This window comes from Spiroplasma floricola 23-6 (assembly GCF_002813555.1).
Taxonomy (GTDB): domain Bacteria; phylum Bacillota_I; class Bacilli_A; order Mycoplasmatales; family Mycoplasmataceae; genus Spiroplasma_A; species Spiroplasma_A floricola.
In genome coordinates this window covers 663,241-685,728 of record NZ_CP025057.1, presented here as the reverse complement: position 1 = coordinate 685,728, position 22,488 = coordinate 663,241, and the positions used below count along the sequence as shown (strand labels likewise).

The 22,488-nt window shown below is 21.7% G+C and carries 24 protein-coding genes; 11 read left to right on the top strand and 13 right to left on the bottom strand.

Features of this window, described 5'->3' with window-relative positions:
* The first annotated feature begins 26 nt into the window (after positions 1-26).
* The 10 genes from SFLOR_RS03140 (at position 27) to SFLOR_RS03100 (ending at position 7,255) form a co-directional block, all read left to right on the top strand.
* Positions 27-524: a methylated-DNA--[protein]-cysteine S-methyltransferase gene (locus SFLOR_RS03140; protein ID WP_100916640.1), complete on the top strand. Its 498-nt coding sequence runs from the start codon at positions 27-29 to the stop codon at positions 522-524.
* An 88-nt stretch (positions 525-612) separates the two neighbouring features.
* A complete protein-coding gene (locus tag SFLOR_RS03135) occupies positions 613-891 on the top strand; it encodes a hypothetical protein (protein ID WP_100916639.1) in 279 nt (92 codons plus the stop codon).
* A 14-nt stretch (positions 892-905) separates the two neighbouring features.
* A complete protein-coding gene (locus SFLOR_RS03130) occupies positions 906-1,949 on the top strand; it encodes a hypothetical protein (protein ID WP_100916638.1) in 1,044 nt (347 codons plus the stop codon).
* Positions 1,950-2,195: 246 nt separating this feature from the next.
* Positions 2,196-4,136, top strand: coding sequence for a hypothetical protein (locus tag SFLOR_RS03125; RefSeq protein WP_100916637.1), 1,941 nt, complete (start codon positions 2,196-2,198; stop codon positions 4,134-4,136).
* Between the two features lie 53 nt (positions 4,137-4,189).
* Positions 4,190-4,759: a dephospho-CoA kinase gene (gene coaE / locus SFLOR_RS03120; protein ID WP_100916636.1), complete on the top strand. Its 570-nt coding sequence runs from the start codon at positions 4,190-4,192 to the stop codon at positions 4,757-4,759.
* A gap of 9 nt (positions 4,760-4,768) precedes the next feature.
* The gene (locus tag SFLOR_RS03115) at positions 4,769-5,188 is read left to right on the top strand and encodes a MerR family transcriptional regulator (protein WP_100916635.1); all 420 of its coding nucleotides are present in this window, start codon (positions 4,769-4,771) and stop codon (positions 5,186-5,188) included.
* Positions 5,189-5,271: 83 nt separating this feature from the next.
* Entirely contained in the window at positions 5,272-5,583 is a 312-nt protein-coding gene (locus tag SFLOR_RS06090; protein WP_281253757.1) for an SDR family NAD(P)-dependent oxidoreductase, read from the top strand.
* Positions 5,535-6,104, top strand: coding sequence for an SDR family NAD(P)-dependent oxidoreductase (locus tag SFLOR_RS03110; protein WP_281253756.1), 570 nt, complete (start codon positions 5,535-5,537; stop codon positions 6,102-6,104). Before SFLOR_RS06090 ends, SFLOR_RS03110 begins: the two co-directional genes overlap by 49 nt.
* Before the next feature lie 90 nt (positions 6,105-6,194).
* Positions 6,195-6,950: a polysaccharide deacetylase family protein gene (locus tag SFLOR_RS03105; protein ID WP_100916634.1), complete on the top strand. Its 756-nt coding sequence runs from the start codon at positions 6,195-6,197 to the stop codon at positions 6,948-6,950.
* Complete coding sequence (locus tag SFLOR_RS03100; RefSeq protein WP_100916633.1) at positions 6,950-7,255, top strand: hypothetical protein; 306 nt, start codon at positions 6,950-6,952, stop codon at positions 7,253-7,255. The genes SFLOR_RS03105 and SFLOR_RS03100 overlap by 1 nt, the downstream gene beginning before the upstream one ends.
* Before the next feature lie 172 nt (positions 7,256-7,427).
* Here SFLOR_RS03100 and SFLOR_RS03095 read toward each other — a convergent pair whose 3' ends face one another.
* The 7 genes from SFLOR_RS03095 to SFLOR_RS03065 all read right to left on the bottom strand — a co-directional run bounded on the left by SFLOR_RS03095 (position 7,428) and on the right by SFLOR_RS03065 (position 14,209).
* Positions 7,428-8,279 carry a hypothetical protein gene (locus SFLOR_RS03095; protein ID WP_100916632.1) on the bottom strand — a complete coding sequence of 284 codons (852 nt, stop codon included), beginning with the start codon at positions 8,277-8,279 and terminating at the stop codon, positions 7,428-7,430.
* A 119-nt stretch (positions 8,280-8,398) separates the two neighbouring features.
* On the bottom strand, positions 8,399-9,019 hold the full coding sequence (locus SFLOR_RS03090; RefSeq protein WP_100916631.1) for a SprT-like domain-containing protein: 621 nt from the start codon (positions 9,017-9,019) through the stop codon (positions 8,399-8,401).
* 10 nt (positions 9,020-9,029) lie between these two features.
* Positions 9,030-10,340: a Y-family DNA polymerase gene (locus tag SFLOR_RS03085; protein ID WP_157806938.1), complete on the bottom strand. Its 1,311-nt coding sequence runs from the start codon at positions 10,338-10,340 to the stop codon at positions 9,030-9,032.
* Positions 10,330-11,151: a TlyA family RNA methyltransferase gene (locus SFLOR_RS03080; protein ID WP_100916629.1), complete on the bottom strand. Its 822-nt coding sequence runs from the start codon at positions 11,149-11,151 to the stop codon at positions 10,330-10,332. The genes SFLOR_RS03085 and SFLOR_RS03080 overlap by 11 nt, the downstream gene beginning before the upstream one ends.
* Before the next feature lie 18 nt (positions 11,152-11,169).
* A complete protein-coding gene (locus SFLOR_RS03075; protein WP_100916628.1) occupies positions 11,170-12,069 on the bottom strand; it encodes a hypothetical protein in 900 nt (299 codons plus the stop codon).
* Between the two features lie 3 nt (positions 12,070-12,072).
* Complete coding sequence (locus SFLOR_RS03070) at positions 12,073-13,707, bottom strand: 1-deoxy-D-xylulose-5-phosphate synthase N-terminal domain-containing protein (RefSeq protein ID WP_169919191.1); 1,635 nt, start codon at positions 13,705-13,707, stop codon at positions 12,073-12,075.
* 64 nt (positions 13,708-13,771) lie between these two features.
* Positions 13,772-14,209, bottom strand: a complete 438-nt coding sequence (locus SFLOR_RS03065) for a hypothetical protein (protein WP_100916626.1) — start codon at positions 14,207-14,209, stop codon at positions 13,772-13,774.
* Between the two features lie 772 nt (positions 14,210-14,981).
* Between SFLOR_RS03065 and SFLOR_RS03055 the strand changes: the two genes are divergently transcribed.
* Positions 14,982-15,701 carry a glucosamine-6-phosphate deaminase gene (locus tag SFLOR_RS03055; RefSeq protein WP_100916624.1) on the top strand — a complete coding sequence of 240 codons (720 nt, stop codon included), beginning with the start codon at positions 14,982-14,984 and terminating at the stop codon, positions 15,699-15,701.
* Positions 15,702-15,742: 41 nt separating this feature from the next.
* On the opposite strand, the gene xseB is transcribed toward SFLOR_RS03055, so the two are convergent.
* The 6 genes from xseB to SFLOR_RS03025 all read right to left on the bottom strand — a co-directional run bounded on the left by xseB (position 15,743) and on the right by SFLOR_RS03025 (position 22,366).
* Positions 15,743-15,946: an exodeoxyribonuclease VII small subunit gene (gene xseB, locus SFLOR_RS03050; protein WP_100916623.1), complete on the bottom strand. Its 204-nt coding sequence runs from the start codon at positions 15,944-15,946 to the stop codon at positions 15,743-15,745.
* Positions 15,947-15,950: 4 nt separating this feature from the next.
* The gene (gene xseA, locus SFLOR_RS03045) at positions 15,951-17,216 is read right to left on the bottom strand and encodes an exodeoxyribonuclease VII large subunit (RefSeq protein WP_169919189.1); all 1,266 of its coding nucleotides are present in this window, start codon (positions 17,214-17,216) and stop codon (positions 15,951-15,953) included.
* Between the two features lie 24 nt (positions 17,217-17,240).
* Positions 17,241-18,824: a hypothetical protein gene (locus SFLOR_RS03040; RefSeq protein WP_100916621.1), complete on the bottom strand. Its 1,584-nt coding sequence runs from the start codon at positions 18,822-18,824 to the stop codon at positions 17,241-17,243.
* Positions 18,825-18,845: 21 nt separating this feature from the next.
* Positions 18,846-19,247 (bottom strand): transcription antitermination protein NusB, encoded by a 402-nt coding sequence (locus tag SFLOR_RS03035; RefSeq protein ID WP_100916620.1) that lies wholly within the window; start codon positions 19,245-19,247, stop codon positions 18,846-18,848.
* A 48-nt stretch (positions 19,248-19,295) separates the two neighbouring features.
* Positions 19,296-20,258: a lipoprotein gene (locus SFLOR_RS03030; protein WP_100916619.1), complete on the bottom strand. Its 963-nt coding sequence runs from the start codon at positions 20,256-20,258 to the stop codon at positions 19,296-19,298.
* Positions 20,259-20,497: 239 nt separating this feature from the next.
* Positions 20,498-22,366: a lipoprotein gene (locus SFLOR_RS03025; RefSeq protein WP_100916618.1), complete on the bottom strand. Its 1,869-nt coding sequence runs from the start codon at positions 22,364-22,366 to the stop codon at positions 20,498-20,500.
* Between the last annotated feature and the right edge of the window lie 122 nt (positions 22,367-22,488).

Sequence of the window (22,488 nt, the reverse complement as noted above, 5' to 3'; positions counted from 1 at the left end):
CTTATAATTAAGTTGGGTGTATCGAAATGAGAGAAGAAAAATTAATTAAAGTTTTTAAAATAAATATATTTGAAAACAAAATATTGAAAATTGGAATAATTGGTGAAAAACTATGTTATTTAGGTTTTGAAAAAGATGATATTTATCAATTTTATAAAGGTTATAAAGTTAGAAATGTTTTAAGAAAAGATGAATTTGAAAAATACATAGATATTTTAAGAAAATTTGAAAAAAAAGAAAAAATTGAGTTAAATTTTGAAGATTTTTTTCTTCCTAATTTAACTGAAAAACAATTGAATGTATTAAAAGAACTAGTTAAATTAGATTATGGACAATACATGACTTACTCTGATTTTGCAAAACATATTAATAAACCAGATCATACACGTTTTATAGCAACTTGTATGGCTCAAAATCCAATATTATTAATAGTTCCTTGTCATAGAATAATTTCAAAAAATAATGAAATCAAATATAGAAGTGGATCAGAAATTAAAAAATTTTTAATAAAAAATAATTATTAATATTTTTTAACTTTTATTAATTTATAATAGCATTTTTGCTTTGTAATAAAGAAAAAAGTGATTATAATTAATAAGTGAGGTGATTTGATTGAGTTATTATTATAAACATGAATATAATTTTTCAACTCATTCAATTCAGAGGATAAGACAACGTCTTAATCTAGCAAATGAAGAAGAATTCAAATTAAAAGAGAAAATCTTAAAATTAATCGAAAAATCAACTTATAGTTTTGAAACATCAAGACACATATATATAAGTACTCCAAAGAAAGATATTTATTTTGTTATTGAAAAAATAAATAAATTAATAATTACTGCTACACCAATTTCTCCAGAAAAGCAAATGCAATTAATAGAAAATGATTAAAAACAGGTGAATATATGAAAAGAAGAATTAGAAGAAATTTAATACTGCCAAGTGAGTTTTTAAATAATTGAAAAACTCAAAATGAAGATGGAAGCTCTTGTTTTAAATACATTGATTTTGTAAGTGATCAAGTAGAAGAAATTGAAGTTGAAAATGTTCCTTTTATAGAGCTTTTATTTAGTCAATATCAAAATTTTGATACTAAAAAAATAATAAAACAATTCAATCAAATATCAAAAGTAGCAAAAGCTATAGTTGATAAAAGAATCAAGAAAAATGATGAATTTGTAGAAATGACAGGTAAAGAAGTATTATTTTTAAAATATTTTTATTTTTTAATAACATTAATTAATGGTGAATATAAATATTCATTTGGAGATTTAAATAAAAAGTATAGAATATTTGATGTTTTAAATTTTGAAATTGAACAATATTATAGATTAGTAATTTTAAATGTTGTCAGTTATGTACTATTTGAAATGTATGATTATATTTTTAGTAAAAGAACTTTTGAAAGTCTTTATGAATATGTAGAGACATCTTCAATAAACTTTAATTTGCAAGAATATCAAAAAACAATTATTATTCCAAGCGATATTTTAACAAATCAAAACTATAAATTCTTAGATGTTTATTTTCACAATGTGGTAAATAATACATTTTTTAAATTTTTCAAAATATCTGAATTAGACGAAGATACTTTCTTATTAACAAATAAAACAATAGCTAATTTTATAGATGATAGAACTAAGATTAATATTTTAAGCTTATTTATAGTAGATCCAAAAATTGCTTTAGGTTTAGTTAATTTGGGTCCAGGTAGAGGAGAGTACAGACCTTTATTTAAATATTTTAATGAAAGTATGATAAATAAAGAAGTTTTACCATTTTGTTTAAAACCTGATCATAAGATAGAAGAAGATGGAATTTATTTATCTGGTGAACAAAGATTTAAGTTCTCAACATTTGAATTAATTCAAAATCAAGTTAAATTAATTAATGATTGCTTAACTTATCGAGATTTAAAATCAGATTTTGAGCAATTTATTAAATATTAATTCTTAAAACCTTTTCAAAGGTTTTTTTATTTACTTAAATTTAATAAAATAGTTTTTATTAAATGAATTAAAACATTTTTTAATTATTTATATGTAAAAATAGGTTTAGAATTATATATCAATAAAATTAGGGGTGAATTATAATAAATATAAAATTTAGAATGTCAATACGGTTTTTAGAGGTAAAATAACTTTAATAGATATTATATAATAATAAAAAGTTAATTTTATAAGGGAATCATAGATATGAAAAAAATTAAACTATTAAAAAATAATAAAAAGCCATTTTATATGATAATTTCATTAATGATTTTTTCAATAATTATTTTCTCATATTCGTTATTAATGATGTTATCTCCAATAATTACAAAAGAAAATATGTATCAAGTTAATAAAATTATCGTTTCAAATAACTTTGAAAAAGTTTTATTAAGTTTTTTATATGATGGTAAAAATTTAATTGTAGCTGCTGATGATGTTTTAATATATTGAACTCCTTTAATAATAAGTACTGTAGGTTTAATTATTATGACTTGTAGATTAATAATCCATATTATTGGATACAACTTAAAAAATAAAAAAGAAATCATTAAAATAACTAGACCAATTAGAAGTTATCAATTAACAATGACATTGTCATGAATTTTATTGATACTACTTTCATTTACTTCATTAATTTCTGTATTGTCAGCATCGCCATTTATATTAGGTATTTCTTTTCAATTTAGTTTTAGTAGTTTTATATCATTTAATAAAGATATTGCAGATTCAATTTCTAAGTTATTAGATGGTCAATTTGCAAACATATATTGACTTTCATTTGGTATATTTCACAGTTCATCAGGTATATGAACAAGTCAAACAGAATATAAAAGTTCAGATTTAATTTTATGAATTTTGCTTCCTACAATTATCCAATTTACAGCTTCAATTGTTGCTTTAGCAGGTACAATTTGTGGAGAATGTAGTTGAAAAAGAGTTAATATAATATTTTTAAAAAGTTTAGAAGAAGAGACAGGTCAAAAATTTGTAAAAGAATTAATAGTAAAAGAGAAAAAAATAAAATCAAAAAATAAAAAAGAAAAAGTAGAAGATAATGAATCTAGTTATCCAAAAGTTTTAGAAACTCTTGAAACAACTAGTCAACTAGATACTGAAAAATGAGATATTTTTAGTGCAACAAATGAGCAGTATAGTCAAGAAAATGATACTTTGAATATAATCAATGAAATTGACAAAATAAAAAATAAATCTGTTAATGAAACTGATGAACAAAACGATACTTTAAATTTAATTAATAAAATGAAAAATAAAAGAGAAAAATCTCTTGATTCAACTACTTTAGATATTCAACAAATCACTCAAGAAGATAATACTTTTAATATAACTGATGAATATTACAATCAAGAAGATAGAACTTTTAATGTAACTGATGAAATAGAAAATAAAAAAGAGGAATCTCTTGATTCAGCTATTTTAAATGATCAACAAATTAATAAAGAAGATAATACTTTTACTATAACTGATGAAACTAATGAATTAGAAAATAATCAAATTGAAAGACATGAAACTATTAATGATAGTTATCAATATTATGAAAATGCTTCTACTAAATGTATTTTATATTTCAAAAGTATTAAAAAAATGTTTGAAGATTCAAATAATCAAAATTCAATTTTATACAAACAAACAATTGAAAAATTAGAGCAAATTCAAAATACAAAAGACATAAATTGAGATTATATTGGCTCTCAAATTGAAATCGAGATAAATAATTTAACTTCAACAGATAAAAAGTTTGTTGATTTAATAGAAGAGTTAATAAATAACTCAGAATTAAATTTATTTGGAAGACTTAAAATTGATTTAGAGGAATTAATTGATTATTATAAATTTTCTCTTAAAACTTGAGATCTTTTTACAGCTGAAGTTCAATTAGAACGAATTTTTATAATATCTTTTAAAAATGAAAAATTACTACCCAAAATTGGATTTTGTTTAAAAAATAGAGTTTCATCAATTTGAAAGAATATTGATGAAAAGAGCAATGTAATTAATCGTTTAGAAATAGCAAATAATAATCAAGACTTAAAAAACTATAGAGATATTTGCTTAGAAATAATTCAAGAAATGTCTCCAATTAAAGCAACAATTGCAAACTACATTAATAAAATAATTTATAATTAAAAATAGTATAAAAAAATTTTTTAGTACTATTTTTAATTAAAGAAGGTGTGTAAATGAAAATTATAGGAGTAAGTGGATTTATTGGCAGTGGAAAAACAACAATGTTGCAATATTTAGATAAAAATCCCAAAATTAAAATAATTGAAGCAGATGAAATTTCAAAAAAAATACTTTATGAAAAAGAACTTATAGAATTTATTAAACAAAAAATACCCAATGCTTTAATTAATGAACAAATTGATAGATTAATTTTAAGACAAGAATTATTTAATAATCATAAATTAAATAATGAATTTACAAAAATAGCATGACCTTTAATAACCAAAGAAATTAAAAATGAAATTTTAATTGAAAAACAAGCAGAGTTAATTTTTATTGAAGCTGCTGTAATAAGTGGCATAGATATTAAATTTGATAAAACAATTTTGCTTGTAAAAAATCACAGTCAAAGAATTAAAAGAGTAGAAAAAAGAGATAATAGAAATTGTGAAGAGATAGATTCAATTACTGAATTTCAAAAAGAAAAATTAAAAGATTATAAATTTGATTATATTTTGGAAAATAATTCAGATAAAAAAACTTTTTATAAAAACATTGATAGTTTAGTTGAATTAATAAAGTAGGAGTGTAAAATGAAAAAACTTGGAATTAAGGAACTAACAAAAATATTTAATGTAACTGAACAGACTTTTAGATTTTATGATTCAAAAGAACTATTTCCATTTATGAAAAGAGAATTAAACAACTATAGATATGCTAATTTTGAGGATTTACAATGATTTAAAATGGTTTTTATATTAAGAGATGCTGGAATGGAAATAAAAAAAATAAAAGAATATTTAAATTTATGTTTACAAGGAGATGGAACTGTAACAGAACGATTTAATATTATTGTTGCACAAAAAAATATTTTATTAGAAAAAATTAACAATCTTAAAGAACAATTAGATTTACTTAATTTAAAAGAATTGCATTATAAAAAAATAATAGAAACAGGTATTGAAGATGAATGAAATCCAATTAACTTTAATAAATTAATAGATAATAACTAAAGAAATTAAAAAATAAAAATATTTTTACTTGCCTTATACTTGCTATAGTGTTTTAAACTTGAAAAGTAAGGAGATAAGAAAAAATGAAAAATAAGATTTGAATGGTAACTGGAGCAAGTCAAGGACTTGGTTTAGCAGTTACAAAAAAATTATTATCAAAAAATTTTAAAGTAATAGCAACTACTAGAAATAAAGAAAAGTTAGAATCATTATTTGAAAATAATAAAAATTTATTAATAGTAAATATGAATATTAATGATCAAAAAAGTATTACTAAAGCTATTGAAGAGGGGATTAAAAAGTTTAATTCAATAGATATTTTATTAAACAATGCTGGTTATGATATATGTGAAGTTTTGAAGAAACAAGTTCACAAGAAATGCAAAATTATATAAATGATAACTTACTTGGAACTTTAAATGTAATAAAATGTGTTCTTCCTTTTATGAGAAAACAAAAATGAGGTCATATCTATGTAACTTCTTCAGGATGAGGTTATGCAACAATTCCTTTTAACAGCTTATATGCAGCATGTAAATTTGCATTAGATGGTTTTGCAGAAAGTATTAGCTATGAATTGCAACCTTTAGGAATTACTATTTCAAGTATAAAACCTGGGGGATTTAGAACAAATTTCTTAAAAGAGAATTCTTTAGTAACAGGTGAATCAATTATTGAAGATTATGCAGATAAAAGAAATGAATGAGTCAATACAGTTAAATCATGAAATGGTTTTCAAGATGGAGATCCAGAAAAATATGCTCAATTATTAACTGATTTATCACAAATTGAGAAAATTCCAATGCACATTTTTGTAGGAAGAGATTCTTATGAAATGGCAAGAAATAAAATTAAGTTAGTGGAAAAAGATTTAGATATTCTTGAAACTGCTGCTACTAATTTACATTACAAATAGGTTTTATTAATTTTAAAGATTACATCAGAAAAGTAAATTAAAACTACTTTTTTCAAATATTTTTTATATTATATTAATAGGGTGAAAAAAATGAAAAAGAAAGTTAATTTAATTAATATATTAATTGTTTTTATTCTAGTTTTTTGTTTAGTATTTAATTTTTCAACACCAAAACATAACTATGAAGTGAACAAAATCAATACAAGTGAAAAGGTAGTCATGTTAACTTTTGATGATGGTCCCTCTGTTACTGATGATGTTGAAATTATGAATATATTAGACAAATATAATGCTAAAGCAACATTTTTTGGTACAGGAATTAATTATGAAAAGTACTTTACTGATCAAGGACAAACAAAAGCAGTTGTTGATAGAATGATAAAAGATGGTCATTCATTAGGAAATCACTCATATAATCACAATAAGTATCAATTTAAAACAAAAAAAGCTTATGAAAAAGAATTTTATAGAACAAGTGAACTTATAGTTAAAATATATGCTGAAAATGGTATAGAAAAAAGTATTGCTGATATTCCAGTAAGAATGCCTTATCTTCAATATTATAGAGGAATGGGTTATTTACAAGAAAAATTACAAATTGACTATTTCATAAGAGGTTATTTAGGTTGCGATTATAAGGAACAAAGTTGTGGAAAAGAAAAAATTTTAAAACAATATAAATCTCATTTAAGTAAAGGTAAAATTTTAGTTTGTCATACAAGAGCATATGCAAAAGAATGATTACCTGACTTACTTGAGTTTTTAAAAGAAAATGATTATAAAACAGTAAACTTTAATAATGAACAAAATTGAGGATATCAAAAATATGGAGGGTTAATATTCTAATGTGATCAGTTATAGAAATAATTCAATTTATTACAATAAATCTAATATGTATATTTATGATTTATTTTGCAAGTATTAACTTTATTAATATTACATTAACTAAAAAAATGAAGTCATTATATATCTTTTTGACAGTATTAAATATTATTTGATTTATCCTAATTTATATATTAACCTTTGCTTTTTGAAAAACATCATGAGGAGTAATAACAGGAGTTAACTTTTCATTTATAATTTTTAATACAATTGTATTTGTTTTATTATTAATTCTTGATAAAAACTGTAAATTTAAATTGCTTAAATAAGAATAAGTGTACTTTCGAAAAAATAGTTTTTATAGATTTAATTTAAGAGTAGAAGTTTCTAAAGGAAAACAAAAAAACTTAAAAAATTAAAAAGGGGGAGTTTATTTTCTTTAAAAATAGCAATTTATAAAATTAATTAATAATAAAATAAAAGAGAAGTTTTCTTTCTCTTTTATTTTTTATCTTTTTTTACAGTTTTATTAGTTGATTTAGTTTTATTATCAGAAGTACTTCTTTTTACATTGTTAATTTTTTTTGAAACTGATTGTTTAACTAAACTTTTTTGATCATTGTCTTTAATATCAAATTTATCTTCTTCAAAAACACCAACTTGTTTTAAAGCTTCTTTTACTGCAATTTGAATTAACTCTTCAGCTTCTTTTTGACTAAACATTTTTACAGAACTTTGTTTTTTTAATGATTTAGTTTCTTTTTTAATAGCTTTTTGTTCTAAATCAGTATTTTTAGCTTCAATCTTATTTAAATTTAAGTCTTTTGACACTTGAGAAGGTTTATTATTTTTTAAAGTACTATTTTGCTGCTTTTCACCTGTTTTTGCTCTCTGAGGGGTCTTAAAATTTTCCTGTGGATGATTATTTTGATGATTTTTTGCATGATTAATAATTTTTTGAAGTCCAGTTTCTTCAACAACACTCATTTTTGAATTATCAGAAATAGGGGAAGAAGAGGGTTCTCCACTCATTTTTGCTCTTAAAGCAGCCATTCTATCTCCTATTTCCTCTTCACTTGCAGGTTTAGTTTCTACATCATTTTTAGCTAAAGCTTCTTTATCTGCTTTAATTTTTTTCTTAGCTTTAGCTAAAATATCTCCTAAAGTACCTTCTTTATCTTTTCTTTTTGATTTTTCTATTGCAAGTTCTTCTTCTGTTTGAGTTCCATGAAGTCTTCGAACTTTTGCACTAAGTTTATCTTCTATTTTTTTATTTTTTTCAAATACGTTTTGTAACTCACAAACATGAATTTGTAAATGAGTAGGGCAAAACTTTGGTGCGAATCCTGACATAGAACCTCCTAAAAAATTATATATATATCAATAATACTAAGATAATTTTAACATTATAGAGTGTTTAAATTAAACAAAGATTAGATATATTTTTAAAATAGTGTATATTGCAATATGCACTATTTTATTTTTTCGAACATATTATTACAATCCATACACATTATTTTTAATGGTTTTTCTCTTGAATTGTTTATAACTGTATTACAGATATTGCAAATATATCTACTACTCTTATTATAACCTCTAGGTCTATATTCTATTGCATCTTTGTGAATCATTTTTCTAAAAATATCTTTGTTAAAATCAAGTTTTTTTTCAATGAACTCTACAAGTTCTGTTGAAGGAGTTGTAAAAGCAAAACCTAGTCTAGATTTGGTTTTAATAATATTTAATTTGGCAATACTTTCTGCTACTTTTTTAAATTGCTTATTATGCCTTTGATTATTCTCAACATCTTTAATATCATGTTCATAGTTATATTGATGTACCATTTCATGAACCAGGACTGCAATTATATTAAGATAATCTCCATTTAAAGCTAATGTTCATATAGTTATTTGATTTAGTTTATCTGATCAATCTTTTGATGTATCAAAGTGTCCCAAAGTTAATCTGTTTCTTCGTTTACTTGTTTCAATTGAAATTTTAACTTCCGAAAGGGTACTTGAAAATAAAAAAGTATTTAATTGCTTGTGTATTGAATGCAATTCAAGTATTAAATCATCAATTCTATATTTCATATTAACTCCCCTATTTATTTTTTCACTTATTAACTATTTGTTCATTTGAAATATGAACATCATCATTTTTCAGAAATTTCGACTGGACAATATTTTTGTCCATATATTTAACTAACTTATCTCCTGTAAAAATTTTATCTTTTCCAAATTTCAAATTTAAGTTATAAATTATTTGTTCAATTTCATTATAATTTATTCCTTCATTTAAATCTATTTCATCAATTGAAAGTTGTTTTGTTTGTTCTATTTGATTGCTTAAGTTACTTAATCTAACTCCTAATAAAAGAATAGGTTGGCCTTGTCATAATTCATAAAAACACTGTTTTGAAATTGAATAAATTATTTCTGGATCATTTGTTGGAGTTTGAAAAGATTCTTGTTTTGTTAAATGTTTTTTTCTTTCTTTATTACTATAAATTTCTGGTTTAATATCATCTAAATACCTTGCCACAATAGTTACTGTAGTTCCTTGCAAATATCTTTTTTTTGCTCTATCTGCAACTTTTAAACTTACTTCATAAATTATTTCTTCAATTTCTTCATAATTTGTTGTTGTAAAATTTAAAGTAAGTTCATTACCAATTGATTTAAATTCACTTGCTTGACGCGATATTTGATCATCACCTTTACCATTTGCTCAATACCAAAGTGTAAGTCCCCTTTTTCCAAGTAACTCTATAATTTTATTTACATCTGTTAAAGCTAAATCTCTTATTTTATAAATATTATTTTCATTTAAGATTTTTTCTGTTGCTGGACCAATCATAAACATTTTTTTAATTTCCATTGGTCAGAGAATTTTTTCAATTTCTTCTTCTAATAAAATTGAAATGCCTTTTGGTTTATTAAATTCAACACAAGTTTTTGCCAAAAATTTATTTGTGCTTATTCCAATTGATGCTGAAAGACCTGTTTGATTATAAATCATATCAATTAAAGCTTGCGCAGTTTTTTTAACAGAACCATATTTTTTTCAAACTTTTGTCATGTCAATATAGCATTCATCAATTGAAGCTACTTCAAATTCTTTTGTAAAATTATTATAAATAATATCAAATACTTGCTCTGAATATTTTATATATAAACTAAAATCTGAATTTGCAATATAAAGATTAGGACATAATTCCTTTGCTTGAAAAACTGGAGTTCCAGCTTTAATTCCAAATTTTCTTGCATTATAACTAGCTGTTGTAACTATAGCTCTTCTATTTGGAGAAGCCACTACAAGATTTTTATTTCTTAGAGTTGGATCTTCTGCCATATGGCAACTTGCAAAAAAAGCATCCATGTCTAAAAGAAAAATAACTTTTTTACTCTTCATAATTATTTTCAAAAAACTTTCAACAATTATTTACAAGATTTGGAATTTCATTTTGATCAAATTGATTTTTAATTTGACTTGTTTTTTTTATAAGGCAAAGATATTCAATATTTTTTTTCTTGTTTCCAAGAATTGGAGATCAATTAATATCAATTACAGAGAAACTATTTTGATTACAATAACTAGTAACTCTATTTATAGATTTTATATGTCCTTCTTTAGAATTTATTTTTCCATTTTTAACATCTTCTTTATCAGATTCAAATTGTGGTTTAATTAAAATTATTCCCAAAACATTATCACTTACAATTTCTTTTAAAGGAGTTAATATTTTTTCGACTGAAATGAAACTTACATCACAGCAAAAAAAATTTATTTCTTTATCAAAAAAATCTTTAGTAACATTTCTAAAATTTGTTTTTTCCATCGACTTAACTTTAATATTATTTCTTATTTTTCAATCAAGTTGATTTGTTCCAACATCAACTGCATAAACAAATTGTGCACCATGTTGCAAACAACAGTCAGTAAAACCTCCAGTTGAAGAACCAATATCTAAACAAACTTTATCTTCTAAATTTATTTTTCAAAAATTGATAGCTTTGAATAATTTTTTTCCAGCTCTACTTACAAATTCATTTTCTTGATTCAATAATTTTATATTTATTTTTTCTTGATCAAACAATGTTCCAGGTTTAGTAATTTTTTCATTATTAACTAAAACTTTTCCATCTATTATAAGACCTCTTGCTTTATTTCTATTTTCTGCTAATTCTTTTTTCAACAATATTTGATCAAGTCTTTGTTTCATAAAAATTCTCCTTAAACTTTATTTTGAATTTTTTTTATTTATTAATTTAATTTTTTGTTTTGCTAGTTTGTCAATTTTTTGCGCTCTATCCATATTTTCAAACATTACTTCTTCTTTGTGAACTCATTCACTAATTTTTTTAAATAATTCTCCACCATAACTTTTAATAAAACCTTTTTTAAGAGAAGCTAGTTTTCTCATGTATCTTGCTGTTGAAATTGATAAAGGTTTTGTTAGATTTAACTTTCCATAATTTCCATCAACTAAACTTTCTCTAATTTCTGAAATCATTTTTTCCTTTTCTTCAATTGACTGAGCATAAATTTGTTCAGTACTTTTAACTAAATTAAAAGACTCTTGATTATCATCTAAAAGATTATTAATATAGTTTTGATTATCCTTTGTTAACGAATCATTATTGAATAAATCTTCAAAATTATGAATTGTCTTTTCAACATAAGGATCTATTTCTTTATGTTCTTGCTCATCAAAAGCAATTGATGAATCTTGAATATATGGGTTTGAAAGATTTAAAATATTTTTCTTATAATCTTTTTTTATTTTTTTTGAATTGTTTATTTTTGAAATATCTAATTTTGAATTAGTATCTGTAGTTAAAGTTTTATCAAAATCAATAATATAATGTTCTGGTAAATTATCATACATTTCCTTATTAAATTGATTTAGTTCTCTAATTAAAGTTTCTTCTGTTCCTGTTGGTATTATAATTAACTTTTCATATTCATCTAGAATTTTTTTATCTGTTTGATTTTTCAAATGTAATATATCTTTTATTTTTTTTAAGTTTTCAAAAAAGTTAACATTTTGTTTATCAGATTGTTTAGAAATTAAATCAATAATTTCTTTATCTCTAGAAAGTTTATTTATAAAATAATTTTTATCTATTATATCTTTCATATTCTACACCTCAACTATCTTATGTATAATACCTTCAACATCCATTGCTAAATCTTTTAAAACTAAATCTTTATTACCGTGTTCAATATTTATTTTATTAAAAGCAAAACCTCTAATATCTAAATTATTAAATTGTCTTTTAATATTTGTTAATAAATTATTCTTATCAATAACTTGTTCATATACATAAATTTTATTTTTTGAATGTTTTGCTAACATTTTTTTATCAATAGGATTTATATATCTTGCATTAATTAAATTTATATTTAAATTATTATTTTTAATGTAATTAAAAAAATCTTTTAAAACTTGCCCATAACCTATTAATGTTATTTTATTTTCTTGATCAAAAATTAATTCTTGTCATTCTCCAATATTAAATTTTGAGTTTGAATTATCATTTATAGCTTCTAAATTTTCATATCTTAAAAAAAATTGTTTATCTTTATTTAAATAAGCATGTTCAAGTAAAATTTTTACATCATTTATACTGTAAGGTTGACAAATAATAGCGTTTGAAAAGTTATTTATAAGCGAAACATCATAAATTCCATGATGACTAACTCCCCCACTAAAATTTAAACCTCCCCTATCAATAAGAAAAGTAAGCGCTAAATCATTTCTAAATACATCATGCACTAATTGATCAAAAACTCTTTGAAAAAATGTCGAATATATTGAAACAAAAGTTCTTTTCTTGCAATTTGCAATAGCACTTGCTGTTAATAAACTAAATTCTTCATTTATTCCAACATCAATTACATTATTCTTAAACTTGTTTTTTAAATTAGCCAAATTAGAAGAATTTAACATTGCAGGACAAATTAAATAATCATTTTGTGTAAATTTCTTTTCAAGCTCTAAAGCAATTAATTTAGAATAACTGTTTTTTATTTCACTTTCCACTGAATGATTTGAAAATAATTGCTTCTCTCCATTATAACCCAATGATTTTTTTGTAATACAGTGAATAAGAACATGACCCTCTTCTTTTTTAGCTTCATCAAACGACTTAAATAATTTTTGAAAATCATGACCATTATCACATTTAATATATTTAATATCTAAAGATTCAACATACATTTTTATATCTTTAATTTTCAAAGAGTTAATTCCAATTGCTTCATTATTATCATTTAATATCGTTATTGTTTTTTTTGATGAGTTTCTTAAATTCATTAAACCTGGTAAAGTATATGATCCAAAAAAAGCAGCATCTCCTATTATTGAAATTATATTTTCTTTATTACTCGCAAGAGAATAGCCAAATTGATATGCTAATGCAGTTGAGCTATGTCCTGTACTTATTCAATCATAATCCGATTCTTTCATTTCTTGAAAATTGCTTAATCCTTTAAACTGCTTTATTGTCTTAAATTTATCTACACCGTGAATTAAAAGTTTATATATGTGAGATTGGTGACCTGTATCAAATAAAACTATAGTTTTGTCTAAATCAAAATATGAAAAAATAGACAATGTTAATTCAGTTACTCCAAGATTGCTTCCAATATGACCGTTATTTTTATTTACAAAATCAATTAAAAAGTCTCTTATATCTTGTGCTAATTCTGTTAAATTTTCATTATCTTTTATATTATATAGTTCTTTAAAGTTAGCTATTTGCGATAATTTCATTTGTCTCACCAATCATATTTTACAATATTGCGAATAAAAAACCCAATTAATTTGGGTTTTATAACTATTTTTCTTGTAATCACTTCTTATGAGACTTTTGTCCATTTATTAGAAAAACCAATGGAATTACTCCTATTCCTCCAAATAACACAATAAATGAACATGAAATATATACAAAAATCATTTCCTTTTTGAAATGATTTTTATTTTCAGTTACTATGTAATCAAATGTTAACATATGTCTTTCTTTTATTTCTTCATTATTAAATGAACGTAGCTTTTTAAAATACTTAATTAAAAGTTTTAATTCAAAGGTCAACAAAGTAACAAAGAAAATTAAAGGTAAAATTTGAATTAGAATTATAAATCATTTATCTTCAAATAAATAAATTATACCTCTAATTGAAATGGAAAGTACTATAGCAGTATCAAAAATAGTAATAATAAAAAGTCCAGCTATAAAAAGCTTTATATAAGTTTCATAATTTTTAGTTTTTTTCATAATTTTCTCCTTCTAATTTTTTTTATAAAATTAGAAGTTTATTATATTTATCTACTCACAATATTGATTTATAAATTTTTACATTTCTATTTATTTGTGAAAACTTTATTTTAATTAAAAAAACTGAAAACAAAGAAAATATACTATATATTTTCTTTTGATAAAGAGAAATTATTAAAATATAATTTACTTTTTTTAAATACTTTTTAAATAAATAACTTATTTTAATATTTATTTTTTTTATTAAATTAAATATTAATTTAAGTGATATTAAAAAAAAGATAAAAATAAAGTAATTTAAAAGAGTAATAAAAAGAATAAATGATATTGAATAAGAATTAAATCTAAGAAATGATTCAGTAAGATCTGTAATAAAAATTGAGTTGTATGCTTGTGTTAAGAAACTAAAAGTTAAAGCAGAAAATGACATCAATTTTAAAAAATTATATGATTCCACATCCTTAAATTTTGAGTTTACATTAATATTTTTTATTAGTTTATAATAATTTTTAAAGTAGCTTAAACCTATTATATAAACCATTGAATAAATTAAAAAAATATTAAATATGTTAAAAATAATAAAGAGTTTTATTGAAGCTATAGCAAAAGAAAAAATCATAATATTTCATAAAATAATGTATTTATAATTCTTTTTCATCATAACTTTTCCTCACTTATATTATTATAGCAAAATAATATTTACTTTCCAAAATGGAAAGTAAATAGGCTTTTATTAAGATTAAAATAGTATTGAAAGGAAAGAAAGAATATAATGAAAATTTTTAAAACAAAAAATTACGAAGAGATGTCATTTAAAGCCCTTGAATTATTTTTGGAGATTATTAATAATAATCAAAATAAAGAAAGAATAAATATTGCAATAACAGGAGGAAAATCGCCTTTATTATTTTATAAAGAATTAATTAAAAATTTAGATAAAATAAAAAATTTAAGTAAGATTCACTTTTATAACTTTGATGAAGTACCTTACAAAAGTAATTTATCAACTGGAATAACAATTGAGGATTTAGAAAAAATATTTTTTGTTCCAGGAAAAATAAAACAGGAAAATATTCATAGAATGAGCTTATTAAATTGAAAAGAACATATTAAACAATTAGAAATTGATGGAGATTTAGATTTGGTACTTCTTGGAATTAGAACTGATGGTCACTTTTGTGGAAATTTGTCTGGAGTTACAAAATTTGGAGATAGAACTAGAATAATAACATTAAAAGATTTAGAGCAAAATACTAGTATCCCAAAACCGAACGAGAATTTATTTCATGATGAATTTGTAACAATGGGACCAAGAGAAATAATGAAAGCAAGAAATATTATAATGATAGCTAATGGTGAAAACAAAGCTGAAGTAATTGATCAAATTATTAATGGACCTGTTGTTGAAAAAGTTCCTTCTTCTTTATTAACTTTACATCCCCATTTTAATTTAATTATTGATCAAGATGCAAATAAAATGGCTAAAGCTTAAAAAATAAAAAAATGAGTTTTTAATTCATTTTTTTATTTTTATTAAAAATTTATAAATTCGTTATTTTCTAAAACTTTTTTTACTTCACCTTCAAGATTTGTTAATTGGTCTTTTGCTTCTTTAATTAATTCAGTTCCTTTTTTAAATAATTCTATTGATTCTTCCATTGAAGTATTTGAATCATTTAGTTTTTCAGATATATTTTTTATTTCATTTAATAAATCATTAAAATTTTTCTTATTCATATTTTTAATTTTCCTCTTCTAATTTTAATTTAACTTCTCCATCATTTAAGATAGCAGTAACTAATTTATTTTTTATTATATTCTCTTTTGATCTAATTATTTGATCATCTTGTTTTAAAATTGAGTATCCTTTTGATAAAGGCAAATAAGGATTTTGCAAATCAATTTTTTCCTTGTAATTTTTTAATTGCTCTAAGTTTTTATTTAACTTATTATTTAAATTTGTTTTTCAATTATGAATATCATTTTTAAAATTATTATTCATAATAATTATTTTATTTTTAATTAAAGAATTAAAGAAGTTTGAAGTATTTTTAAAATTATTATTTAAAGATACAATTTTATTTTGAATAGAAGTTTTTAATGTATAAGATAAATTATCAATTTCCATATGTAACTTCTCTATTTTGTTATTTAAAACTTTTGCAAATTCATGATTCTTACTATTTAAGGCTTGCAAAACATTTTCAGTATCTGGAGTTGCTTTTTCTCCAGCTGCTGTTGGTGTTGAAGCTCTAAAATCAGCTACATAATCTGTTAATGTTATATCTGGTTCATGACCCACACCACTTATTATTGGTATACTACTATCTTTAATAGCTTGAAGAACTTGCATTTCATTAAAAGATCAAAGATCTTCATAACTTCCTCCACCTCGACCAACAATTAAAGTATCAATTTTTACTGTAAAATTATTAGCTTGTTTAATTTTTTTAGCAATATCTTTTGGTGCTTCTTCACCTTGAACTAATGACGGAAATAAAAATATATTAACTGATGAATATCTTCTTTTAATAGTTGTTATTAAATCTCTAACTGCATCACCAGTTGCTGCAGTTACAATTCCAATATTTGTTGGAAATTTAGGAATAGGTTTTTTAAACTCATCTAAGAATCACCCTTGCTCTTGTAATTCTCTAAAACGTCTATCATAGATAATAGCAAGTTCACCAATTCCATCAACTCTAATATCATAAATTGTAAAAGTTAATTTTCCTGTAGGTTTATAATATGATATTGATCCCTTTGCTATTACTTCGGTTCCTTCTTTAATATTTTGTTCTATAAATCTACTTGCATTAGTTTTTCAAATAGCACAATCAATTTTTGCTTGACTATCTTTAAGAGAGAAATAAATATGACCGCTTTTATTATGAGTTAAATTTGCAATTTCACCTTTCACATTAATATTTTTTAAAGCATTTGATTCTTCAACATAATTTTTTAATATATCTGCAAAATCTGTAATTTTAAAAATCATTTCAGTCATATTTTTCATCTCCTTTAAATTTAATTATTTTAATTTTAAAAATTTCATTTCATAAAGACAGCTTTTAACTTTTATATATAATGTATAATAATTCATTATATCTTGCTTTGTCATTTTTTTATTTTTCAGTTTAGAAAATAAATTATCATTTTTATTAGTTAAAAATTCTAAAACTTCTTTAATATTTTTTTGATTAATCATTTTTTTAAAACTGAAATATTTATCTTTATTATATTCTTTAGTTGTTAATTCAATATTGTTTATTTCTTTATCAAATAATTTTATAAATTTAGTAAATTCTTTATTTGCTTTTTTAGATAATTCAGAGCTTAATAACATATTTTCTTGAGTAACTTCTAAAAGAAGTTCATCCATATTATTATTAAGTTCATTAGATTCATGTTCTTTTAATATTTCATCCAAATTTGAATGTTCACTAAATGTAACAGTCTTCTCTAAATCTATTTCTTTAATATTTTTTTCTTCTTTAAATATTTCATTTAATTCTTTATGCTCACTAAATGTAATAGTTTTTTCTAAATCTCTATTTTTTATTTTTTTTACAGCTTTAGGTTTTTTTAATATTTTTTTTAAATCTTCTTGTTTATCTTCATCTTCTAAAATTTTATTTCAATATCAATTTAATGGATCTACATTTTTTGAATCTTGTAATTTTAATTTCTCAGGTTTATTTTCTTTAGATCTTTTAGTAAAGAACTTTGAAATATCATTAAAGTTTTTAAAATTTCCATATGATAAAATATTTAAGAAACTAAAAAAATTATTATTTTTATCAATTGTAAAAATAGGATTATTAAATTTAATCATTTCTGAAAATAATTTTATATCATTTAATAAAGTAGTTTTATATTTTGAATTTACTTCAACATTATTTACAAAAATAAATAATGTATCTTCTGTAACTAATTCAGATAACTTACTAATTTTTTTCTTATAGTTATCTTCATCATAATTAATCGGCGTAAAAATAAATTTTTCTAAACTATATGAAACTTTTTTTTCTAAAAAAAAGTTTCAATCTTCTCTAAAACTTAATTTTGTTGAAACAAATTTATTATTGGAAACTAAATCAAATAATTCTTTATTATAACTTTTTATTATTTTAAAAAGTTCTTCTTTATATTCTTTTAGTTTTTTACTTAATTTAACTTCTTCTAAAAAATGTTCATTATTATATCAATTAAGATTTCTAATTCAAACATTTACTTTTAAAGTATCTGTTAGAGTTTTTATAAAATCATTTAACTGTTCATCTTCTTTTAATAATTTCTGAGCACTTACTATAACAACATTTTCAAATTTTTTATTTAAAAAATTTTCCTCAGAAAATTTAGAGTAATTATTAATTAAATTAGAATTTTTAGAGTTAAAAAATTTAGAGTTATAATTTTGCAAATAACAATATGTTGCAAGTTCACAAAAAGCTTTTGTAAAAAAACTTTTCTCAAATATATTATGAGAATCTAATTTTGTATTAAAAATATAGTTTTTAAATTCTTTATAAATTAAAAGCTTTATATCACTTTTCAAAGATTTAAGATAATTTTTTAAATCCTCTTTATAATTTGCAAAAATATCTATATTCATTTTTTTAACCCTCTAAATTTTCTATTCAATGTTGTCTAGTAAACCATTAATAAATGAAGTTTCAAAACTTGGTAGATATTCTCTTGTTAACTCTATACTTTCATTAATGACTACCGCTTTTGGTGTAATTTCTTTTTTTATTTCAAAAACACCATTTACTAAAATAGATTGAATTATTTTTGGTAACCTATTTCAATTTCACAATTCAGGAAGTAAGTTTGATATTAATTGTTTGTAATCTAAAGTATTATTTAAAATTTCAAAAATATAGTCAACTAGTTCTTCATCAATTGTTTCTAATTGAAAACCATCTAGCAATTCTTGTTTTATTTTATCAATGTTTTCATTTAATAAAAAAAGACGATATAAAATTTGAATAACTTTTTTTCTTCTATTTTTTAATTGACTTATTGTTTGAATCATTTTTTTATTACCTATTCTATTTTATTTAGTTTTTAAAGATCTACTTTATTAGATGATTTGAAATGCTCTATCTTTATTAGAATTTTTGATTTGAGGTAAACCTAATCATTTACTAAATGCAGTAGAACTATTTTTATCTTTATCACACAGTTCATTTATAAAAGTTACAAAATCAGTTATAGAATCACTATTTTTTTCAAATAATAATCTAAATAATTGTTCTTCAGGAGTTACTCTTCTTCATTCCACTTTTGGATCATGAAGATTTTCATTTTTTACATATTGTAAGTCATCTGAAAGTTTAATTTTTGTTATTTTTTCAAGAGAAGTTAACATACCTTTGATAAAGTTTAATGTAGTTTTTTTATTCTTTTCCAATAAATTAGCAGTAATTTTTTTATCGTTTTGCTTTTCTGCAATTTTTCTTAAATCTGCAATAAAAGAATTTTCAATATCTATATTATTTTGATTATTAAATTTTTCTAAGAATAAGTAAGTTGAAAATACTTCCTTTTTCATTTTTGGTACATTTGTTATATTTAATTTTAAATAATTTTTATCTTCATAATCTTTTAACTTATATGTAAAGTAAATTTCTACCTTTTTTGGCTCTTTTACATCTTTAAACTCAGTTTCTAAATACTCACTTAAATTAGAGATTTTAACTTTAGGAGCTGAATAATAAGTAAATGTTATATCATTATTTATTTCTCCCTCTGTTTGTTTTATTCCAAGAAGTTTATTTACCTCTTCTTGATTTCTAAAATTATGAGCGATAAGTTCTTTTATATTTGTTTCAATATTGCTAGTGTCAACATTATATTGCTGTGCATTTGTTTGACTAGAAGTATAATCAACACTTATTGTATTGAAATATTTAAAATTTCAAAACTTAGCTATATCTGAAGCTGTTTTATACGTATTGTTTGTTGCTATATTACAACTCACTATTTGAGTAGCTGGAGTAACAATAATTGATAAACCAGTTAAAATTGTAAGCATTTTTTTCATTTTTTCACCTTATTCTCTATTATTTTACATTAATAAATTCTCAAAATAAGTAAAATTTACCTATTCAAACTTGTTTTTTAAAATAAAATGTTATTTTAAAGAGAATGTTCACTTATTTTAATAAACCAATATGAATATTTCACTATTTTGACATAAAAAAATTCTACCTTTCATTTTTTTGAAAGTGCAGAATTTATTTTTTATTTGTTTTAAAAAGCCTACTTACTTTATTTTTTAAACTACACAAATTTAATAAAAATTTTTGATTTTTGACTTTCAGATAAATTAAATAATTTTTCATACTTAAAGTTAACTGCTAAATAACCTAATTTAAATGTTATAGAGTCTGGATTTTTATCCTTTGCTCCACTTTTTGCAGGAATAAAAGATATATCATTTTCATTTAAAACATATTCAACTTTGTTATTATATCTAGTTCCATTATTTCAATTTTCATAATCAACTAAATCATTAGAGTAATCAGACATAATAATGTAGTTTTTAGACATATTTTTAATTAAGAATGAAATTCCTAAATTACTAATAAAATCTAGTTTATTTGATATCCCTATTGCTTTGACAATACTTCCAAACATAAATGATAAATCACCAGGTAATCTATTAGAATTAATCAAATGTCAATTTTTAACTATTGGAATTACTTCTTTATTTCCAATATTCATTAAATAATCTTGATCAGAATTAAACTCTGGATATTTAAAATTTGAATCCATTCCATAAAAATTATGCATTCCTTTTATTATTACTTTTGAAGTAAACTCACTTAAAAAGTCAATTTTTTCTTCAACTTTTGAAGAAGCATTATATGTTACAGATAAATTAAAATCAGGCAATTCATGAATATATTTATTAACTCCTGAACCTATTGTAATAGTTGCCCCTTTTAATTTAATATTTCCTATTGAATCTGCACTAATATATTCATTAGATTTTTCAATTAAGTTAGTTTGTTGATCTGTTAATTTTAAATTTTTAAGATAGTTACTTTTTAAAGTGATTAATTCTTTATTTCATTTATCCATATTATTATTTGTAAAATAAAGTTCTTTTAAAACTTGCTTATTTGATTCATTATTTGGATCATTTCTAAAAATAGTTTTAAAAATTTTTTCAGAATTTTGTTCTGATTTTGTATAATCTTCAAAAGACTTTGAACTTTTATTTTCAAAAACATTTAACAGATTAGTTTTAAAGTTAGAATCCATATAAATATTGCTTTGATTAAAATCTAAAGATAAATTTTGAAAACTTTTAAAATAATTTTGTTTAATAAAGCTAATTAAATTATTTTTATACTCATCATTTGAATTTATATAATTTTTAATTTCATTTGAAAATTCTCCATACCCTTCATAAAAGTTTTTATTATTTTTAATATTCTTTCATTCAAAATTGGAGTACTTTTTCATTTCATTTGAAACTAAAAAGTCCTTTTCAATATTTTTGGCTAGATTATCTCCTGCTACTTTAAATGTTGCATCATCTGTTGATGTATATTTTAATATATCTTTTATTTCAAATTTTTCTATAGAGTTTTTTCCTTTATACTTAATATTTACTTTATACTCATTTATAAAATTTCCAATATAAACTCCTTGAGATAATTCTCCTGATTTTATTTTAAGATTGTCATTATAGATAATTTCTACTCCATCAAAAATAGAATCAATATCATCTAAAATAACTTTGTATTTATTCACCTTTTTTAATTCTTTTAATTTTTGTGCAAGCAAAGTAGAATTTAAAATTAAGTTTTCATCATGCTCTATATCTTTTTTATCTTTTAAAGTTAATTCTTTTTCCTTATTTGAAAAAGCTATTATATTATCTTTTTTAATAAATAAATGCTTTTTTTCATTCTCTTGTATTCCAATAAGATTTTGCATAACTTCCTTTTTAATATGATCTATATAAATATTTGTTGCTTCATTTTGAAAGTCTTTTATAATCTGATTTAAATCTTCTTTAGGTTCTTCTGGTTTTTTATCAGGATTTTTATTTTCTGTTTTAACACCACATGCAACCACTGTAATAGTAGTTGATGAAGCAATACCAAATACTGCTAACATACTTAATAATTTTTTCATTTTTCCTCCTTTTGTAAGAACTATTAAAATACAAATAAACAATTCAAATTGATATCAATAATTATAAAAAAAAAAAAAAAAGTCAAGTTTATTGACTTTTCTTTAAAAAGAATGTTCCCCCC